Genomic DNA, 18,769 nt, shown 5'->3' with positions numbered 1-18,769 from the left:
GTCGCATAGTATCTACTAGAAAAACTGCACCAGTATTACCGCAGGACGCTTTTTTCTGCGTTCTGCGGCGTGTTGGTTAGTTGCCGACGTAATACTCGGGCAGTACCAGCGTTACTTCCAGTCCGCCGTCCTTGTGGTTGGCCAGCGTGACATTGGCGCCGTGCTGCTCGGCGATATTGCGGGCAATGGTCAGTCCCAGACCAGTGCCGCCGGACTCGCGCGAACGCGAGGTTTCGATACGGTAAAACGGTTCAAACACGCGCGCCATCTGCTCCGGCGCAATGCCTGGCCCGCCATCGCGGATGCTGATGCGCGACGACCCCGCCAGCCGCTCCACCGTCACATTGGCGTACTGGCCGTACTTGACGGCGTTATCGATCAGGTTGACCAAGCAGCGGCGGATCGCCAGCGGCCGTCCCATCAGCGCCATCGCCGCGCGGCCGCGCAGGGCGACCTGCTGGCCGGTGTCGGTGGCGTCGCTGCACACGCTGTCGAGCAGCGCGTCGAGGTCCAGCGCCTGCATGGTTTCGGTCGAGTCCATGCTGCGCGCCAGGTCCAGCCCTTCCTTGACCATTTGCTGCATGGCCGACAGGTCGTCGATCAGGCGCTGCTGCAGTTCCTTGTCGCCGACCTTTTCCAGGCGCAGGCGCAGGCGCGTGAGTGGAGTCTGCAAGTCGTGGGTGATGGCGGCCAGCATTTGCGTGCGCTGGGTGATGTGCTGGCGGATGCGCGCCTGCATGGCGTTGAAGGCGGCGCTGGCCTGGCGAATCTCGGCGGCGCCGCTCAGCACCACTTGCGGGTGGTTGATGTCGTTGCCCAGGTCTTTTGCGGCCTGCGCCAGCTGCTTCAGCGGACGCATCGACATGCGCGCCACCAGGTAAGCCAGGAAGGCGATGCTCAGCAGGAAAGGCAGCAGCGACACCAGCTCGCTGTTGGTGGAGGCGGCCGGCGGCGCGCGCGGCGGCAGCACCGACAGCTTGAGCACCTGGCCGTCATGCAGGTAGATGTTGATGGCTTCGCAGGTGCCCTTCCACTGGCTGGAGGCGAAGATGCTAGTGGTCTGGCGCGGCTGGTCGCAGGCGGCCAGGTGTTCGGCCAGCGGCCCCAGCTTGAAGCCGCCGCCCAGACGCTGTTGCAGCGCGGTCGAGAATTCGGTTGGCGCCAGCGTTTGCGCCTGGGGCGTGTCGCTCAGCTCCAGCCGCACGGTGCCGCGCGCGGCCGCCACCAGAAAGGTCGGGCGGGCGCTGTCGGGCATGGCGTCGGCCGTGGTGATCAGTTGCTCGGCCCGCTCCAGCGCGTGGAAGTCGCGGTAGCGCTCCAGCGCGCGCGAACGTTCGTTGACGGCCAGCCACTGGGTCAGCGCCGCCGACGCCACGATGCCCAACAGCAGCACCAGAAACACGCGCCCGGTCATCGACCCGAGGAAGGCTTTCACGCTTGCGGCTCCACGGCAACCTGTCCGGCCAGCACGTAACCGCCGTTGCGGACGGTCTTGATGATTTGCGGCATGCGCGCGTCTTCGCCCAGCTTCTGGCGCAGGCGGCTGATCTGGATGTCGATCGAACGGTCGAATGGGTCGGCGTCGCGGCCCTGCGTCAGGTTCAGCAGCTGGTCGCGGTTGAGCACGCGGTTCGGATGTTCAAGGAAGACCTTGAGCAGGCGGAACTCGGCGCCCGACAGCATGATGACGATGCCGTCCGGATTGAGCAGGTGGCGCGCGGTCAGGTCCAGCGTCCAGCCGGAGAATTTCATCTGCTGCGCCTTGTCGGTGCCGGAGCCGACCGGCATGGCGTTGCTGCGGCGCAGGACGCTGCGGATGCGCGCCAGCAGTTCGCGCGGCTCGAACGGTTTTGGCAGGTAGTCGTCGGCGCCCATTTCCAGGCCGAGGATGCGGTCCAGCGGTTCGTTGCGGGCGGTCAGCATGATGACCGGCAGCGTCGAGTGCGCGCGCAGCTTGCGGCACAGCGTCAGGCCGTCGTCGCCGGGCAGGTTCAAGTCCAGCACCACCAGTTCCGGACGGGCTTCGTCCAGCAGCTTCCACATGGCGGTGCCATCGGCCGCGCACAAGGCGCGATACCCGTTTGATTCGAGGTAATCCGCCAGCAAGGTGCGGATGTCGCGATCGTCGTCAACGATCAAAATTGTAGATGTCGGTTCCATGCGCCCATTATCCATGCAAGACCATATACCAATTGTATCGTCTTGTATAAGTCCGTAGGGGGTCGTTGGAGGGGAAACATCTGGATACAAAAACTTCGGGCAGAGAAACGTAAGCGCAACCTTAGGCGACCAAGATGACACCAAGCGCGAAAACAACGCGAATTATTTAACTCTCAACCATGAAGGAACGACCATGAACATCTTACGCAAAAGCATATTGATCGGTTTCACCGTACTGGGCATGGCCGCAGCGCAGGCCCAGGAAGCCAAGCCGGCGCCGAAGCAGCACGACGCCCATCCGAGCAAGGAACAGATGCAGGCCAAAATGGCCGATATGTACGCCAAGCGCCAGGCGCGCCTGCATGATCTGCTGAAGCTGACCGCGCAACAGGAATCGGCCTGGGCCAACTATCAGTCGGCGATCAAACCGCCAGCGTTTGACGGCAAGCGTCCGGAACACAAGCCATTCGACAAGCTGACCGCACCGGAACGCCTGACGCTGGCACTGGACATGACCAAGAAACGTGAAGCATTCCTGGAAACCCGCGTGAAAGCAGTCACCGCTTTCTACGGCCAATTGAACCCTGCGCAGCAGACGCTGTTCGATGAGCACGGCTTGGGTGGCGAACGTGGTGGCCGTCATGGACACTGGGGTCACGGTGGTCACCATGGCCAGCGCGGCGGCTGGGGCCATGGCGGCGAGCAGCACGAAGGCTGGGGCGGTCCACGCCCACAGCGTGGTTGATTAATTTAGTGCGGACAGGGATGCGGTGAATTTCGCCGCATCCTGGAAGCCGATCACGCGCGCGTTGGGGATTTCCTTGCCCTGCTTGTCGAACAGGATGATGCCCGGCGGGCCGAACAGGCCGAAGCGTTTCAGCATAGCTTTATCGTCGTCGTCGTTGGCCGTCACGTCCACCTGCAGCAGCACGGTGTTGGCCAGCTTGGCGCGCACGGCCGGATCGACGAAGGTCAGTTTTTCCATCTCCTTGCAGGACACGCACCAGTCGGCATAGAAGTCCAGGATGGCGGTTTTGCCGCCGGTTTGCGCGAGGATGACGTCCAATTGCTGCACGTTCTTGACGCGCTGGAAGGCCAGCGGCGTGTCGTGACCCTTGCCGGTCAGGTGCGCGAGCGGCGCCAGCGGTTCGCGGCCACCGCTGACTACGCCCACTAGCTGCGCGACACCCAGCACCACTACCACCACCGCCAGGGACTTAGCGACCCATTTACCGCTGTTCAGCAGCAGATACATACCGTAGCCGACCAACAGCGCGGCCCAGCCCATCATTTGCACAGCGCCCGGCAGCACCGGCGACACCAGCCACCAGCCGACCGCCAGCATCAGCACGCCAAAGAAGCGTTTGACCGAGTCCATCCACATGCCGGCTTTCGGCAGCAGCGTGCCAGCCGATACGCCCACCAGGATCAGCGGCACGCTCATGCCAACCGCCATCGCAAACAGCGCGCTGCCGCCAATGACGACGTCACGCGACTGGCTGATGTAGACCAGCGCAGCGGCCAATGGCGCCGCCACGCACGGGCCGACGATCAGCGCGGAAATCGCGCCCATGACAAACACGCCGGCCAGCTTGCCGGACGACTGGCGATTGGAGACGGTGCTCAGCTTGCTTTGCAGCGCGGCCGGGACTTGAAGCTCGTAGAAACCGAACATCGACAGCGACAGCAGCGCCATCAGCAGGGCAAACGCGCCCAGCACCCAAGGATTCTGCAAGGTGCTGGCCAGACCTTCGCCAGCCAGGCCGGCAGCCACGCCCAGCGCGGTGTAGACCAGCGCCATGCCTAGCGCGTAGGTAACCGACAGCGCCAGTGCGCGGCTGCGGGTGGTGTTCTCGCCTTCGCCGACGATGATGGAGGACAGGATCGGCACCATCGGCAGCACGCACGGCGTGAACGACAGGCCCAGGCCCAGCAGCGCAAACAACGGCAGGATGACCAGCAGCTTGCCGCTCTTCAGCGCGGCTTCCAGATGGCCGGCGTCGTTGACGGGGGCGACAGGCGCGGCCGCTTGCGGCGCAGGCGCCGGCGGTACGATGTCGACTGCGGTTGGATTTGGAATGGTGTAGATCTTGACGCCAGGGCCGGCAGTGGCAGGCTTGCCGCCGTCAACGCCGAGGTTGACCGCGCCCTGCCCTGCGGCGCCTGCGCTGGCAGCAGCGGTGCCGGTGGCGGCGTCCGCCGCAGTCGGCGTTGCGGTCGCGGTGGTCAGGGCGCGCTGCGTGGCGGCGCTGGCCGGCGCTGCAGCCGAGGTGGCCGCCAAGGTCGCTGCCGAAGTGGCGCCTGCCGTGGTCGTCGCTGCTGCGGCCGGCAAGGGCACCGAGCCGCTGCCAGTCAGCGACGCCTTGTAATCCTGCGGCGCATAGCACAGCCCTTTTTCCGAGCATCCCTGGCCGCCGGCTAGCAGCGTGAACGCTCCGGCGGCGTTGACGGGAATGGTGATGGTCACGCTCTTGCGATACGTTTCTACATCTTTTGCAAACGTCTCGTCATAGTGGACTTTGCCGGGCGGGATCTGCGGTGCGCCAAGCTGCGCCCCGGCGGCGCTGAACTTGAAGCGCTCGCGGTACATGTAATAGCCATCGGCAATTTGGAAGGTCACCGCAACGGTATGCCCATCCACCATGCGCGCAGAAAACTTGAACGCCTCCGACGGATCGAGGAAATCTTCAGCACGGGCAGGCTGCATCAGCAGCGCGATCAGCGCCAGAAGGGGCGCGACAAAGCGGACAAAAGGGGACATAAAACCTTCTCTCAGGGGCACTGTTCATTGGAGCAACAGCATAGTACACCGCTGACGTTTTTCACGTCTGAACGCAGCCTTAAAACATTGCACTATGCGAAACTAGCTCTTTCCCTACGCATTGGAGTACTTCATGTCCCCTCTCCGCCCCCTGTTGTGGTCCGCGCTCGCCATGAGCGCCCTGCCCGCACTGGCACAAGCCCCGGCTCAGGCCCTGAACGCCATCACCGAGCAAGACCTGCTGGGTCACATCCGCACTTTGGCCTCGGAGGAGTTTGAGGGCCGTGCGCCCGGCACGCCGGGAGAAGCGAATTCCGTCGCCTACATCCAGAGCGAATTCCGCCGGCTGGGTCTCCAAGCCGGCAACCCGGACGGTAGCTGGGTGCAAGCGGTGCCGATGCGCGGCCAGAAGCCGACGCCTAGTTTCAGCTACACCGTCAACGGCCGCAAAGTAGCGCTGAATTTCCCCAACGACTATGTTGCGCATTCGACCAGTCAGCCGGCCATGGTCAACGTCAACAATTCGGAAATCGTCTTTGTCGGCTACGGCGTGCAGGCGCCGGAATACGGCTGGGACGATTACAAGGGCGTGGACGTGCACGGCAAGACCATCCTGATGCTGATCAACGACCCGGCCATTCCCGATCCTAACAATCCGGCCGAGCTGGACCCGAATATGTTCAAGGGCAAGGCCATGACCTATTACGGCCGCTGGACCTACAAATACGAGATCGCCGCCAAGCTGGGTGCGGCCGCCGCCATTATCATTCACGAAACAATCCCGGCCGCCTATCCGTGGGACGTGGTGCGCAGCGGCGGCAACGCCGAGCAGTTCAGCCTGCTGCGCCAAGGCGATGACCCTGACGCACCGCCGGTGCCGGGATGGATCCAGCTAGATAAAGCCAAAGCGCTGATGGCCGCCGGCGGCTACGATTTCGACACGCTGAAAAAACAGGCGCTGACCAAAGACTTCCATCCGGTCAGCCTGAAAGCCACGGCTGATTTTCATATCGAAAATAGCGCCCGTACGATTACCTCCAATAATGTGGTGGCGAAAATCGAAGGCAGCGATCCCAAGCTGAAAGACGAATATGTCATTTACAGCGCGCACTGGGATCATTTGGGCGTGGATGGCGCGAGCGGAAAAATTTATTATGGTGCGCTGGATAACGCTTCCGGTGTAGCAGCACTGCTGGAATTAGCGAAAGCCTATAAAGCTTTGCCGGAGGCGCCGAAACGTTCGATTCTGTTTATTGCCACCACTGCCGAAGAACGTGGTTTGCTCGGCGCAAAATATTACGCCAGCAATCCCCTTTATCCTTTAAAAAATACGGTCGCCAATATTAATATCGACGGCATCAATGCCTGGGGCAAAACAGCGCAAATTGAAAACGTCACGTCCGGCCATTCCAGCATTGATGGGTTGCTGGAGCAATATGCAAAAACCCAAGGCCGTTTAATGGAGAAAGACTCGCGTCCGGAATTAGGAAGTTTTTATCGAGCCGACCAGCTGGAATTCGCCCGGGCCGGGGTGCCGGTTCTGTACACCAAAGCGCGCAGCGGCTATTTGAATAAGCCAGCTGATTACGCGACGAAAGTCGTTAATAATTATTTCACGCACGACTATCATCAGGTAACGGACGGGGTGCGTAACGATTGGGACTTTAGCGGCGGCGTGCAGGATATCCAATTACTGTTCCAGGTCGGCCTGGCAATCGCCCAAGGCGCCACGCCAACCTGGAATGCCGGATCCGAATTCAAGGCAGCTGGCGACCGCCGTTTGAAGTAGTTCACGCCGGAAACTGACTTGATCATGCCAATTTCCGGCATGATCAAGCATCAGGCTTCCACGAGATCACCGTTGCGGCGCTCCGCCGTCACAGCGCGGGACACGCGTTTTCGCCACCAGATGATGACGCCAGTCACGCTCAGCATCGCCACCACGATTCCCATGAAGGAAATCAGAATGCGGCCCGGCAGGCCGAGGATGCGGCCGGAGTGGAGCGGGAACTGTGCTTGGACGAAGATATCCGCCGCCGTGCCTTTCCATGGCAGACGCTCGCCCAGTAGCTTGCCGGCGCCGTCGTAATATAAATACGCCGGACCTACACCACCGGAACCGTGATCGTCGCCGGGTTTATAAAAGCTGACGCCATAGACATCGAATGCATTGGTATAAAACACGCTGCCTACCGGCTCCGACCAATTACGCTGTTTCGCCTCTTTCGCCGCCGTTTCAATGACTGCTGCATATTCGACTTTTGGCGTAAACGGCTTGTGAATATCGGCCATGGGACGCGTATCAAACGGCGTTGGCGTAACTTTGGATATTTTGCTCATCACCGGATAAAATATTTCGCTGTACAGATTCAGGGAAAATGCGGTGAAGGACAAAATAATCAACAACGCCCACGTCCATAAACTGAAGGCGCGATGCAAATCGAAATTCAATTTATTGCTACCGCCTTTCCAGCGGACTTTCCAGGCCGGTTTCCAGCGCTGGCCCCAAGATTTGGCGGCATTCCTGCGGCGCAGCGGCAAGGTCAAATAAAAACCAACAAAACTATCCACCACCCAAATCATGGCGATGCCGCCCATCAGCCATAAACCCCATCGGTCGATGCCCCACATTTCCGGAATATGCAGCGTGTAATGCAGGCGATATAAGAAGGAAACGAAAGTCTCCTTGGTAATCGGCCAGACCGCGCCCCATTCGCGCTTGCCCAATTCAGTGCCGCTAACCGGGTCCACAAACACCTGATTGAAACCGGGCTGGTAGAGTTTCTGCGTCACCGGGTCGACGCGCGGCGACACGCCAAAGGCAATCGCCTCGCCCTTCTCTACCTGGATCGGCATGAAGGAGACCTGGATCTGCGGATAACGCGCCTCAACTTGCTGCGCCAGGGCCAGCGCCGATTGTGACGTGCCCGGCGTGTGGGCCTCCATCAGGTGTGGATTGAGCAGGTCGTCCAGCTCGTGATCCCACGAAATGATGGCGCCGGTGAAGCCGCTAATAAACAAAAAGCCCGCTGTGAGCAGGCCGGCATAGCGGTGTACTAAGGTCCAAAAGCCTCGCATGGTGGCTATCCTCATAAAAAACCGGGACCGCGAAGGCCCCGGCTGACAAGATTAGAACTTGTATTTCAAGGTCAGCGACGTGGTGCGCGGTGCGGCGTAGGTAATCGCGCCGTACGCGGCAAACATGCCGAAGTGCTTTTTGTCGGTCACGTTGTTGACGTTCAGCTGGGCCGACAGGTTTTTGCTGATGTCATACCGCGCCATCAGGTTGACCAGCGTGAAGGCATCCTGCGCGATCACGCCGCCATTGGTGGCGAAGCCCGGCGCGCCGGGATCGACGGTGTAGGTACGACCTTCATAGTTGACGCCGCCGCCGACGGTCAGCTTGCTCAGTTCACCCGGCAGGTTGTAGGTGGTGAATACACGGAACAGTTTGCGCGGGTAGATGCTGTTGAAGTCGGCGCCGGTAGCGTCTTGGGCGCGGAAGATGCTGTAACCGGCGCTGACGTTCCAGCCGCGCGCCAGTTCGCCGTTGACTTCCATCTCCACGCCACGGCTGGTGGCGCCGTCGGAGCCGACATAGTAAGGCTCAGGCAGGCCGCCATTGTGCGAGGTGGTGCCGGCCGCTTGCGCCAGGTTGTCCTGCTTGATATGGAACAGCGCCAGCGAGGCGTTCACGCGGCCATCCAGGAACTCGCCCTTGATGCCGGTCTCGGCCGCTTTGCCGCGAATCGGATCGAGCGCGATGCCGTTGATGTCCTTTTCCTGCTGCGGCTGGAAAATGCTGGTGTAGCTGGCGTACAGCGAGTAGGTGTTGTTGAGGTCGTAGACCAGGCCGGCATATGGCGTGATTTCGTTGTCGTTCTTCACGTCATACGCGGCGCTGCCAATGACCTGGCCGGTGCGCTGGTAATTGGTCACGCGGGCGCCGACGATCAGTTTCAGCGGATCGGCCAGCGAGAAGCGCGCCACGCCGTACACGGCTTCCTGCTTGGTCACGCTTTGCTCGTAGAAGGTGGCCGCGCCCCAGGTTGGCTCCGGATAGGCGGCGCCGTTCCAGTTGTTGTAGTTGCCGAGGTCGGCCAGGGTGCCTTCCGGCCGGCGGTCCGAGGTGAAGTCCGCCTTGGAGTACATATAGCCGAACGCCGCTTCATGCTTGCGGCCGGCCAGGTCAAACGCGCCGGAGAGCTGCAGATTGGCGTTGGTTTGCTTGGTGCGGGTCAGGTAGGCGCCGGCGAACGGGAACAGGCCCTCGCCGGTGGTGGCGTCAGGGTAGCCGTACAGGTACAGCAGTTGCGAATCGCCGCGACGGTCGCCGCGCGTCAGACTGGCATCGAGCTTCCAGCCGTTGTCGAAGGTGTGGCGCAGGTTGGCGAAGGCGTTGTTGTACGAGTTGTCCCAGCGGGTCCAGCCGGCCGCTGCCGTCTTGGAGACGTCCCAGTTGGTCTGGTTGCCGTTGGTGTACCAGTACGACAGGCCGCCCCACATCGGGCCCTTGACGTTGTTTTCCTGGCGGCTGAAGCCGACGTCCAGCACGGTAAACGGCGTCAGGTCGGCTTCCACGGTGGCGTAGATGGTCTTGCTCTTGTTGCTCAGCAGGTCGACCCAGCTGTCGGCGTCGGTGTACTCGCCCACCACGCGGGCGCGCACCGACCCGTCCTTGGTCAGCGGGGTCGAGACGTCGGCCTGGGCGCGGCGCGTGTTCCAGTTGCCGATGCCGATCTCGGCCGAACCGGTCAGTTCTTTCGAGGTGGCGCGCTTGCGCACCAGGTTGATGGCGGCCGAGGGATTGCCGGCACCGGTCATCAGGCCGGTGGCGCCACGCACCACTTCCACCCGGTCGTAGATGGCCAGGCTGCTGGCGACTTCGCCCGAGGACCACGATTGTTCCCAGGTGGTCGGTACGCCGTCGATCTGCAGGTTGTCGATGTCGAAGCCGCGCGCGGTGAAGCCGGCGCGGTTGGTTTCATACTGGTTGACCGAGATGCCGACCACGTTGTTGACGACGTCGGTGACGGTCTGCAAACCCTGGTCTTCGATGCGCTGCTGGGTCACCACGCTGACCGATTGCGGCGTGTCGCGCAGCGACAGGTCGAGCGGCGTGCCGCCCTTGGCCTTGCCGACGGTGTACGAGGTGTCGCCGAGCTTTTGCGACGATACCTGCACGGTCGGCATCACGGCGGCGCCGTCGTCGCCACCCGTTTGCGCCTGCGCCAGCAGCGGCAGGGCCAAGCCGACCAGTACCGCCAGACGCTTCATCTTGAATTGCTTATCCATCACTTCCCCGTGTTGACATTTTTATCGAAACAGGAATGATAACGATTCTCATTTCAAAGTCAACCGTTTGAGATGTAAAAGGACGAAAAAAAAGCCAGGCAGAGCCTGGCTTTTCAGTCTTACTTGCAACCGGCAGATTACTCAGCGGTTGGTGCGTCTTCGATCGCGGTGACTTCTGGACGGTCCAGCAGCTCAACGTAAGCCATTGGAGCGTTGTCGCCAACGCGGAAACCCATTTTCAGGATGCGCAGGTAGCCGCCGTTACGTGCAGCGTAACGTGGGCCCAGTTCCGAGAACAGTTTGCCTACGATTTCGCGGTCGCGCAGACGGGCAAATGCCAGACGCTTGTTAGCCAGGGTGTCGGTCTTGCCCAGGGTCAGGATCGGCTCAACAACGCGGCGCAGCTCTTTAGCTTTTGGCAGCGTGGTTTTGATGGCTTCATGACGCAGCAGGGAAACGGTCATGTTGCGCAGCATTGCCAGACGGTGGGACGAGGTACGGTTCAGTTTACGGAGGCCGTGACGGTGACGCATGGTACTTCCTTTCGATGATGTTTAAATCCGAGTTCTTCGATCGCTCACATGAGCGCGGACCGGTTTTAGTGATAACGCTCCAGCAACATGCCAGAGCGGTACTGCAACCCCGTCATCCCAGCGCAAGCCGGGACCATGCCGAGCATGCTCAGCATGGGCTCCCGCTTGCGCGGGAGCGACGGTGGCAAAATTACTTCTCCAGACCAGCAGGCGGCCAGTTTTCCAGCTTCATGCCCAGGGTCAGACCACGGGAAGCCAGGACTTCCTTGATCTCGTTCAGCGACTTGCGGCCCAGATTCGGGGTCTTCAGCAGTTCGTTTTCCGAACGCTGGATCAGGTCGCCGATGTAGTAGATGTTTTCTGCTTTCAGGCAGTTGGCCGAACGCACGGTCAGTTCCAGATCGTCCACTGGACGCAGCAGGATCGGATCGACCAGCGGTGCGCGCGAAGGTGCTTCAGCAGCAGCTTCGGTGCCTTCCAGCGCGGCGAACACGTTCAGTTGATCGACCAGCACGCGGGCCGATTGACGGATCGCTTCTTCCGGCGAAATCACGCCGTTGGTTTCGATGTTGATGATCAGCTTGTCCAGGTCGGTACGCTGTTCCACACGGGCCGATTCCACGAAGTACGACACACGGCGCACTGGCGAGAACGACGCGTCCAGAATGATGCGGCCAATGGTCTTGTTGGTGTCTTCCGACAGGCGACGCACGTTACCTGGCACATAGCCACGGCCTTTTTCGACCTTGATCTGCATGTCCAGTTTGCCGCCGGCGGTCAGGTGCGCAATCACGTGGTCCGGGTTGATCAGTTCCACATCGTGTGGCAGATCGATGTCCGAAGCCAGCACGGCGCCTTCGCCTTCTTTCTTCAGGGTCAGGGTGACGGAGTCACGGTTGTGCACTTTGAACACAACGCCCTTCAGGTTCAGCAGCAGGTCAACCACGTCTTCTTGCACGCCGTCCAGCGACGAATACTCGTGCACCACGCCAGCGATGGTCACTTCGGTCGGCGCGTAGCCCACCATTGACGACAACAGCACGCGACGGAGCGCGTTGCCCAGGGTGTGGCCGTAGCCGCGTTCGAATGGCTCCATCACAACTTTAGCGTGACCGGCGCCCAGCGCTTCTACATCGATAATACGTGGTTTCAACAAACTGTTTTGCATGAAATGTCCTCTTCAATACCCTCGGCGCGTTAAGCCGATAAGGCTGATGGCATTAGTGAAAACGCCCGCTCTAGTGAGCGGGCGGGTTTTGGTGCTACTTAGGCTACAGATTAACGCGAGTACAGTTCGACGATCAGCGATTCGTTGACGTCGTTAGCGATTTCGTTACGCTCTGGCAGGGACTTGAAGGTGCCTTCCATTTTCTTGGCGTCAACCGACACCCAGGCTGGCATGCCGACTTGTTCAGCCAGCGACAGCGCTTCAACGATACGCACTTGTTTCTTGGCTTTTTCGCGCACAGCAACGACGTCGCCGACTTTGACCGAGTACGAAGCGATGTTCACCACTTGGCCGTTCACGGTGAACGCTTTGTGGGATACCAGCTGACGTGCTTCAGCGCGGGTCGAGCCGAAGCCCATGCGGTAGGCGACGTTGTCCAGACGGGCTTCCAGCAGCTTCAGCAGGGTTTCGCCGGTGTTGCCTTTGCGGCGGTCGGCTTCTGCGAAGTAGCGACGGAACTGACGTTCCAGCACGCCGTACATACGTTTGACTTTTTGTTTTTCGCGCAGCTGGTTGCCGTAGTCCGAGGTGCGAGCGCCCGACTTAACGCCGTGCTGACCTGGTTTGACATCCAGTTTGCATTTGCTGTCCAGCGAGCGACGTGCGCTCTTCAGGAACAGATCAGTGCCTTCACGGCGGGACAGTTTTGCTTTAGGTCCGATATAACGTGCCACGGTATTTCCTTTTTTAAATAATGACGTTCCAACCGCAAGGGCTGAACGCTAGTCTGGTCTGCGGGTGAGCCAGACGTGGCTTAAGTCCGCCGCAAGCGGCAGACGACAATAGCCGGGCAGTATAACCGTTACCGGTTGCCTGCACCAGCTGAATTGTGTAACAGCGTAGCCGACCAGGTCGGCTAGGCCATTAGATACGACGACGCTTTGGAGGGCGGCAGCCGTTGTGCGGTACTGGCGTCACGTCCTGGATCTCGGTGATCTTGATGCCCAGGTTGTTCAGCGCGCGCACAGCCGATTCACGGCCTGGGCCTGGGCCCTTGATACGCACTTCCAGGTTCTTCACGCCGCATTCGATCGCGACTTTACCAGCGGCTTCAGCAGCAACCTGCGCTGCGAACGGGGTCGATTTACGCGAACCCTTGAAGCCAGCACCACCGGAGGTCGCCCACGACAGTGCATTGCCCTGACGGTCGGTGATGGTGATGATGGTATTGTTGAAGGAAGCGTGAACGTGCGCGATACCTTCCGCGACGTTCTTCTTGACCTTCTTGCGTACGCGCGCTGCTGCTGCGCTGCTTTGTTGCTTAGCCATGTGATTTCCCTAGATTATTTCTTGAGCGATTGAGCGGCTTTGCGCGGGCCCTTGCGGGTACGTGCATTGGTGCGGGTGCGTTGACCGCGGACCGGCAGGCCCTTACGGTGACGCATACCACGGTAGCAACCCAGATCCATCAAACGCTTGATGTTCATGGACAGTTCGCGACGCAGATCGCCTTCGACGATGAATTTACCGACTTCATCGCGCAGCTTTTCCAGTTCGCTGTCGTCCAGATCTTTGACCTTTTTATTGGTCGCGATACCCGTTTGCGCGCAGATGAACTTCGCGCGTGGGCGGCCTACACCGTAGATGGCCGTCAGGCCGATAACGGTGTGCTGGTGATTTGGGATATTAACCCCTGCAATACGTGCCATTCGTTATTCCTCGATAAATAACGGTTATTAACCTTGACGCTGTTTATGACGTGGTTCGACGCAGATTACGCGAACAACGCCTTTGCGCTTGATGATCTTGCAGTTGCGGCAGATCCGCTTGACTGAGGCGTTAACTTTCATTATGAACTCTCTTCTAAGGTTCGATTATCTAAATTTACTTGGTCCGGAACACGATGCGGGCGCGGGACAGGTCGTAAGGTGTCAGTTCGACCGTCACCTTATCGCCAGGCAGGATGCGGATATAGTTCATCCGCATTTTACCTGAAATATGTCCCAGCACCACGTGCCCGTTTTCCAGCTTTACTCGAAATGTTGCATTAGGGAGATTTTCTAGGATCTCGCCCTGCATCTGTATGACGTCGTCTTTTGCCATTCGGTATGTTTGAAACCGCGCTTATCGCGTCGGAATTCCGCCTTTGAAGTTTGCTTTGCGCAGCAGCGATTCATATTGCTGCGACATCACGTAGTTTTGTACTTGCGCCATGAAATCCATGGTAACAACCACAATAATCAACAACGAAGTACCGCCAAAATAGAATGGTACTTTCCACTCGGCTTGCATGAATTCCGGCAACAAACACACCAAAGTGATGTAGATGGCGCCAGCCAGTGTCAATCGCGTCAGGATCTTGTCGATGTAACGGGCAGTCTGCTCACCGGGACGAATCCCTGGCACAAAGGCCCCGCTCTTCTTCAAGTTATCCGCTGTTTCCTTGCTGTTGAAGACCAGCGCTGTATAGAAGAAACAGAAAAACACGATCGCAATGGCGTACAACAGTGCGTGGATGGGCTCGCCTGGCCCCATCGATGCTGCCAAATCTTTCAGGAACCGGACCGCCGGGTTGGCCGTATCGGCGCCCGTGGTAAACCAGCCCACGATCGTTGCCGGGAACAAGATAATCGACGAAGCGAAGATCGGTGGGATCACGCCGGCCATATTCAACTTCAATGGCAGGTGCGACGTTTGTCCACCGTAAATCTTGTTACCCACCTGGCGTTTCGCATAGTTGACCAGAATCTTGCGTTGGCCACGTTCCACAAACACCACCAGGAACGTCACCGCCACCACCAAAATCATGATGATGATCGCCGACAAGGCACCGATCGAACCGTTGCTCACCGACTGGCCGAGGCCACCCAGTGCGCCCGGCAGACCGGCCGCGATACCAGCGAAAATGATGATCGAGATGCCATTACCGAGACCACGCTCGGTAATTTGCTCGCCCAACCACATCACGAACATGGTGCCGGTCAACAGCGTCACGACCGTCACGAAACGGAATGCATAGCCTGGATCCAGCACCAGACCAGCTTGCGACTCCAAGGCAACCGCAATGCCCAACGCCTGGAACCCCGCCAGCAACACCGTGAAATACCGGGTGTACTGGGTGATCTTGCGTCGGCCAGCTTCGCCTTCCTTCTTCAACGCTTCCATCTGCGGCGAGACGATCGACACCAACTGCATGATGATCGAGGCCGAGATGTACGGCGTGATACCCAGCGCAAACACCGTAAAGCGCGCGAGAGCGCCACCACTGAACATGTTCAACATGCCCAGGATGCCACCCTCTTGCGACTTGAACAGCGCGGCTAATTGTACCGGATCGATCCCGGGGACCGGGATGTGAGCGCCGATACGATAAACCACCAATGCGCCAAGCAGGAACCAGAGCCGGCCCCAGGGGAAACCAGCTGCTGCACTTTTAGCCAATTGTGGATTAGTCGCCAATTTTCGCTCCGATCAAGCTGTTCGCGGGGCTCAGGCTACCGAGCCGCCGGCTGCTTCGATGGCGGCTTTCGCGCCAGCGGTCACTTTCAGGCCTTTGAGGTTCACCGCTTTGGTGATCTCGCCGGACAGAATGACGCGCACATCACGTGCCAGCACGCTCAGTACGCCAGCTTGTTTCAGCACCAGGATGTCGACATCGCCGACCGCCAGCTGGTTCAGGTCGGACAGACGCACTTCAGCTTTGAAGGTGGCGTTGAGCGACTTGAAACCGCGCTTAGGCAGACGACGTTGCAGAGGCATCTGACCGCCTTCGAAGCCGACTTTGTGGAAGCCGCCCGAACGCGATTTCTGACCCTTGTGGCCACGACCTGCGGTTTTACCCAGGCCAGAGCCGATACCGCGGCCGACGCGACGCTTGTAGTGCTTAGCGCCATCGGCTGGTTGAATGGTATTCAGTTCCATGATTTCTCCGTGAGTAAGCCCTAAGGCTTACGCAACTACTTTAACGAGATACGACACTTTGTTGATCATGCCGCGTACGGATGGGGTGTCTTGCAGCTCGGAAACCGAGTTGACGCGACGCAGGCCCAGACCGCGAACGGTGGCACGGTGATCTTGACGAGTGCCAATCAGGCCCTTGACCAGTTGTACTTTGACGGTTTTCGTAGTCATGTCGTTCACCTTAACCCAGGATCTCTTCTACCGACTTGCCGCGTTTCGCAGCGATGTCAGCAGGAGTGCTCAGTTTAGCCAGGCCGTCCAGCGTGGCGCGAACCAGGTTGTACGGGTTGCTCGAACCGGTCGATTTCGCGACCACGTCGGTAACACCCATGACTTCGAAGATTGCGCGCATCGCGCCGCCCGCAATAACGCCGGTACCTGGTTTCGCAGGCGACATCATTACTTTCGAGGCGCCGTGGCGACCCAGGACGGTGTGGTGCAGCGTGCCGTTTTTCAGCGGTACTTTGATCAGGTTGCGACGGGCTTCTTCCATTGCCTTCTGCACACCAACCGGTACCTCTTTCGACTTGCCCTTGCCCATGCCGATGCGGCCATCGCCGTCACCTACTACGGTCAGCGCGGCGAAGCCCATGATACGACCACCCTTGACCACTTTGGTCACGCGGTTGATCGCGATCATTTTTTCGCGCATGCCGTCGTCCGGCTTGTCGCTTGCCATTTTTGCTTGCATTTTTGCCATGATCGTTCCTTAGAACTTCAGACCGGCTTCACGCGCGGCTTCTGCCAGCGCCTTCACACGGCCGTGATAACGGAAACCGGAACGGTCGAAGGCGACTTCGGTGATACCGGCTTTCAGTGCTTTTTCTGCTACGCGCTTGCCCACCAGTGCGGCGGCAGCGGCGTTGCCGCCCTTGCCCGATTGGCCGGCCAGTTCAGCGCGTACTTCCGCTTCAACGGTCGATGCCGAAACCAGTACTTTGGCTTCCGGGCTGATCAGGTTCGCATAAATGTGCAGGTTAGTGCGGTGCACCGACAGGCGGTTCACTTTCAGTTGTGCGATCTTGATCCGGGTTTGACGTCCGCGACGCAGACGAGATTCTTTTTTATCCATCGTCAGCCCCTAATTACTTCTTCTTAGTTTCTTTGATCTTAACCACTTCGTCCGAATAACGGACGCCCTTGCCTTTGTAAGGCTCCGGAGCGCGGTAAGCACGAACTTCTGCAGCAACCTGACCCACCTTTTGACGATCGATGCCTTTGATGACGATCTCGGTCGGGGTGGCGGTGGTCACGGTCACGCCTTCTGGCATGGCGTGCACGACCGGGTGCGAGAAACCCAGCGACAGGTTCAGCTTGTCGCCAGCGGCCTGGGCTTTGTAGCCCACGCCAACCAGGTTCAGCTTTTTCTCGAAGCCCTTGGTCACACCGTTCACCATGTTGTTGACCAGTGCGCGCAGCGTACCGGACATGGCGTTGGCTTCGCGGCTGTCGTTCGACGGCTCAAAGCTCAGGGTACCAGCGTTGTTTTCTACTTTAACCAGGCCATTCAGGTTCTGGGTCAGGACGCCCAGCGGGCCCTTGACGGTGATCGCTTGTGCGGAGATGGCGACATCAGCGCCAGCTGGCACAGCGATTGGCATTTTAGCTACTCGGGACATGTCTTACTCCTTAGGCCACGTAGCAAATCACTTCGCCGCCGACACCGGTTGCGCGTGCTTTACGGTCGGTCATGACGCCTTGTGGGGTCGATACAATCGCCACACCCAGACCATTCATTACCGAAGGGATCTCGTCTTTGCCTTTGTACACGCGCAGACCCGGACGGGACACGCGCTCCAGGCGCTCGATGACGGGACGGCCGACATAATATTTCAAACCGATTTTCAGTTCCGACTTGCCGCCATCTACAGCGACTGCGAAATCTTCAATGTAACCCTCGTCCTTGAGGACGTTGGCAATCGCAATTTTGACTTTCGACGATGGCATGGCCACGGTCGTTTTTTGCACGCCCTGGGCGTTACGAATGCGGGTCAGCATATCGGCGATAGGATCGCTCATACTCATTGCTTATTCTCCTATTACCAGCTAGCTTTAGTCATACCCGGAATCTCACCACGCATGGCGAATTCACGGAGCTTGATACGGCCCAGACCGAATTTACGGAAGGTGCCGCGTGGACGACCAGTGATCGCGCAGCGGTTACGCTGGCGGGTCGGAGCCGAGTTACGTGGCAGCGCTTGCAGCTTCAGGCGCGCTTCGTAACGTTCTTCTTCCGATTTCGACTGGTCATCGATGATGGCCTTGAGCGCGGCGCGTTTGCCGGCGAATTTGTTCGCCAGGGCCACGCGTTTTGCTTCACGGTTAATCAGTGCGAGTTTTGCCATGATCTCTTAGTTCCTGAACGGGAATTTGAAGGCGGCGAGCAGAGCTTTCGCTTCGTCGTCGGTCTTAGCGGTGGTGGTGATCGAAATGTTCATACCACGCAGCGCATCGATCTTGTCGTACTCGATTTCCGGGAAGATGATCTGCTCTTTCACACCGATGTTGTAGTTGCCACGACCATCGAACGAGCGGCCATTCACACCGCGGAAGTCACGCACGCGCGGCAGGGCCACGGTGATGAAGCGGTCGAGGAACTCGTACATGCGGGCGCCACGCAGGGTGACCATGGTACCGATCGGGTAGCCTTCACGGATCTTGAAGCCCGCAATTGCCTTACGCGATTTGGTGGTCACTGGTTTCTGACCGGCGATCTTGGTCAGGTCGCCGACAGCGTGCTCCAGCACTTTCTTGTCAGCAATCGCTTCACCGACACCCATGTTCAGGGTGATCTTGGTCAGACGTGGTACTTCCATCACCGACTTGTAGCCGAATTTCTCGGTCAGGTCAGCGACGACTTTTTCTTTATAGAACTCTTGGAGACGTGCCATG

At 59.3% G+C, this 18,769-nt stretch carries 23 protein-coding genes; 2 read left to right on the top strand and 21 right to left on the bottom strand.

Going from position 1 to position 18,769, the window contains the following annotated elements:
• Positions 1-76: 76 nt before the first annotated feature.
• Entirely contained in the window at positions 77-1,435 is a 1,359-nt protein-coding gene (locus tag HH213_RS13350) for an ATP-binding protein (RefSeq protein ID WP_229263422.1), read from the bottom strand.
• Positions 1,432-2,160 (bottom strand): response regulator, encoded by a 729-nt coding sequence (locus HH213_RS13345; protein ID WP_110846404.1) that lies wholly within the window; start codon positions 2,158-2,160, stop codon positions 1,432-1,434. The genes HH213_RS13350 and HH213_RS13345 overlap by 4 nt, the downstream gene beginning before the upstream one ends.
• 193 nt (positions 2,161-2,353) lie before the next feature.
• On the opposite strand from HH213_RS13345, the gene HH213_RS13340 reads away from it, so the two are divergent.
• Positions 2,354-2,905 (top strand): Spy/CpxP family protein refolding chaperone, encoded by a 552-nt coding sequence (locus HH213_RS13340; RefSeq protein ID WP_110846403.1) that lies wholly within the window; start codon positions 2,354-2,356, stop codon positions 2,903-2,905.
• Here HH213_RS13340 and dsbD read toward each other — a convergent pair whose 3' ends face one another.
• Entirely contained in the window at positions 2,906-4,921 is a 2,016-nt protein-coding gene (dsbD, locus tag HH213_RS13335; protein WP_169112532.1) for a protein-disulfide reductase DsbD, read from the bottom strand.
• A 172-nt stretch (positions 4,922-5,093) separates the two neighbouring features.
• Here dsbD and HH213_RS13330 point away from each other — a divergent pair, with 172 nt between their 5' ends.
• Positions 5,094-6,710 carry a M20/M25/M40 family metallo-hydrolase gene (locus HH213_RS13330; RefSeq protein ID WP_229263421.1) on the top strand — a complete coding sequence of 539 codons (1,617 nt, stop codon included), beginning with the start codon at positions 5,094-5,096 and terminating at the stop codon, positions 6,708-6,710.
• A 50-nt stretch (positions 6,711-6,760) separates the two neighbouring features.
• Here the strand turns inward: HH213_RS13330 and HH213_RS13325 are convergent, their stop codons facing one another.
• The 18 genes from HH213_RS13325 to rplE form a co-directional block, all read right to left on the bottom strand.
• Positions 6,761-7,999, bottom strand: coding sequence for a PepSY-associated TM helix domain-containing protein (locus tag HH213_RS13325; RefSeq protein ID WP_169112531.1), 1,239 nt, complete (start codon positions 7,997-7,999; stop codon positions 6,761-6,763).
• 51 nt (positions 8,000-8,050) lie between these two features.
• Positions 8,051-10,216 (bottom strand): TonB-dependent siderophore receptor, encoded by a 2,166-nt coding sequence (locus HH213_RS13320; protein ID WP_169112530.1) that lies wholly within the window; start codon positions 10,214-10,216, stop codon positions 8,051-8,053.
• A 137-nt stretch (positions 10,217-10,353) separates the two neighbouring features.
• Entirely contained in the window at positions 10,354-10,749 is a 396-nt protein-coding gene (rplQ, locus tag HH213_RS13315; RefSeq protein ID WP_110846398.1) for a 50S ribosomal protein L17, read from the bottom strand.
• 190 nt (positions 10,750-10,939) lie between these two features.
• Positions 10,940-11,917, bottom strand: a complete 978-nt coding sequence (locus HH213_RS13310) for a DNA-directed RNA polymerase subunit alpha (protein ID WP_026637581.1) — start codon at positions 11,915-11,917, stop codon at positions 10,940-10,942.
• Between the two features lie 110 nt (positions 11,918-12,027).
• Positions 12,028-12,651, bottom strand: a complete 624-nt coding sequence (rpsD, locus tag HH213_RS13305; RefSeq protein WP_110846397.1) for a 30S ribosomal protein S4 — start codon at positions 12,649-12,651, stop codon at positions 12,028-12,030.
• A gap of 190 nt (positions 12,652-12,841) precedes the next feature.
• A complete protein-coding gene (gene rpsK, locus HH213_RS13300; protein ID WP_072786827.1) occupies positions 12,842-13,246 on the bottom strand; it encodes a 30S ribosomal protein S11 in 405 nt (134 codons plus the stop codon).
• A gap of 14 nt (positions 13,247-13,260) precedes the next feature.
• Entirely contained in the window at positions 13,261-13,626 is a 366-nt protein-coding gene (gene rpsM / locus HH213_RS13295; protein WP_090192434.1) for a 30S ribosomal protein S13, read from the bottom strand.
• A 27-nt stretch (positions 13,627-13,653) separates the two neighbouring features.
• Complete coding sequence (rpmJ, locus tag HH213_RS13290) at positions 13,654-13,767, bottom strand: 50S ribosomal protein L36 (RefSeq protein ID WP_005663407.1); 114 nt, start codon at positions 13,765-13,767, stop codon at positions 13,654-13,656.
• Between the two features lie 34 nt (positions 13,768-13,801).
• The gene (infA, locus tag HH213_RS13285) at positions 13,802-14,020 is read right to left on the bottom strand and encodes a translation initiation factor IF-1 (RefSeq protein WP_005663428.1); all 219 of its coding nucleotides are present in this window, start codon (positions 14,018-14,020) and stop codon (positions 13,802-13,804) included.
• A gap of 21 nt (positions 14,021-14,041) precedes the next feature.
• A complete protein-coding gene (gene secY, locus HH213_RS13280) occupies positions 14,042-15,376 on the bottom strand; it encodes a preprotein translocase subunit SecY (protein ID WP_110846396.1) in 1,335 nt (444 codons plus the stop codon).
• A gap of 30 nt (positions 15,377-15,406) precedes the next feature.
• A complete protein-coding gene (gene rplO / locus HH213_RS13275; protein ID WP_110846395.1) occupies positions 15,407-15,838 on the bottom strand; it encodes a 50S ribosomal protein L15 in 432 nt (143 codons plus the stop codon).
• Between the two features lie 27 nt (positions 15,839-15,865).
• Positions 15,866-16,048: a 50S ribosomal protein L30 gene (gene rpmD, locus HH213_RS13270; RefSeq protein WP_110846687.1), complete on the bottom strand. Its 183-nt coding sequence runs from the start codon at positions 16,046-16,048 to the stop codon at positions 15,866-15,868.
• A 10-nt stretch (positions 16,049-16,058) separates the two neighbouring features.
• Positions 16,059-16,577 carry a 30S ribosomal protein S5 gene (gene rpsE, locus HH213_RS13265; protein WP_072786822.1) on the bottom strand — a complete coding sequence of 173 codons (519 nt, stop codon included), beginning with the start codon at positions 16,575-16,577 and terminating at the stop codon, positions 16,059-16,061.
• A 9-nt stretch (positions 16,578-16,586) separates the two neighbouring features.
• Positions 16,587-16,949, bottom strand: coding sequence for a 50S ribosomal protein L18 (gene rplR, locus HH213_RS13260; protein WP_072786821.1), 363 nt, complete (start codon positions 16,947-16,949; stop codon positions 16,587-16,589).
• Between the two features lie 13 nt (positions 16,950-16,962).
• The gene (gene rplF / locus HH213_RS13255; RefSeq protein WP_110846394.1) at positions 16,963-17,496 is read right to left on the bottom strand and encodes a 50S ribosomal protein L6; all 534 of its coding nucleotides are present in this window, start codon (positions 17,494-17,496) and stop codon (positions 16,963-16,965) included.
• A gap of 10 nt (positions 17,497-17,506) precedes the next feature.
• Entirely contained in the window at positions 17,507-17,902 is a 396-nt protein-coding gene (rpsH, locus tag HH213_RS13250) for a 30S ribosomal protein S8 (RefSeq protein ID WP_110846393.1), read from the bottom strand.
• A 14-nt stretch (positions 17,903-17,916) separates the two neighbouring features.
• On the bottom strand, positions 17,917-18,222 hold the full coding sequence (gene rpsN / locus HH213_RS13245; RefSeq protein WP_110846392.1) for a 30S ribosomal protein S14: 306 nt from the start codon (positions 18,220-18,222) through the stop codon (positions 17,917-17,919).
• Positions 18,223-18,228: 6 nt separating this feature from the next.
• Entirely contained in the window at positions 18,229-18,768 is a 540-nt protein-coding gene (gene rplE / locus HH213_RS13240) for a 50S ribosomal protein L5 (RefSeq protein WP_019923483.1), read from the bottom strand.
• Position 18,769 lies beyond the last annotated feature (1 nt).

Origin of the sequence: Duganella dendranthematis, assembly GCF_012849375.1 — a bacterium.
Classification (GTDB): domain Bacteria; phylum Pseudomonadota; class Gammaproteobacteria; order Burkholderiales; family Burkholderiaceae_D; genus Rugamonas; species Rugamonas dendranthematis.
The sequence above is the reverse complement of the archived record's forward strand: the minus strand, read 5'-3'. Positions and strand labels throughout refer to the sequence as shown.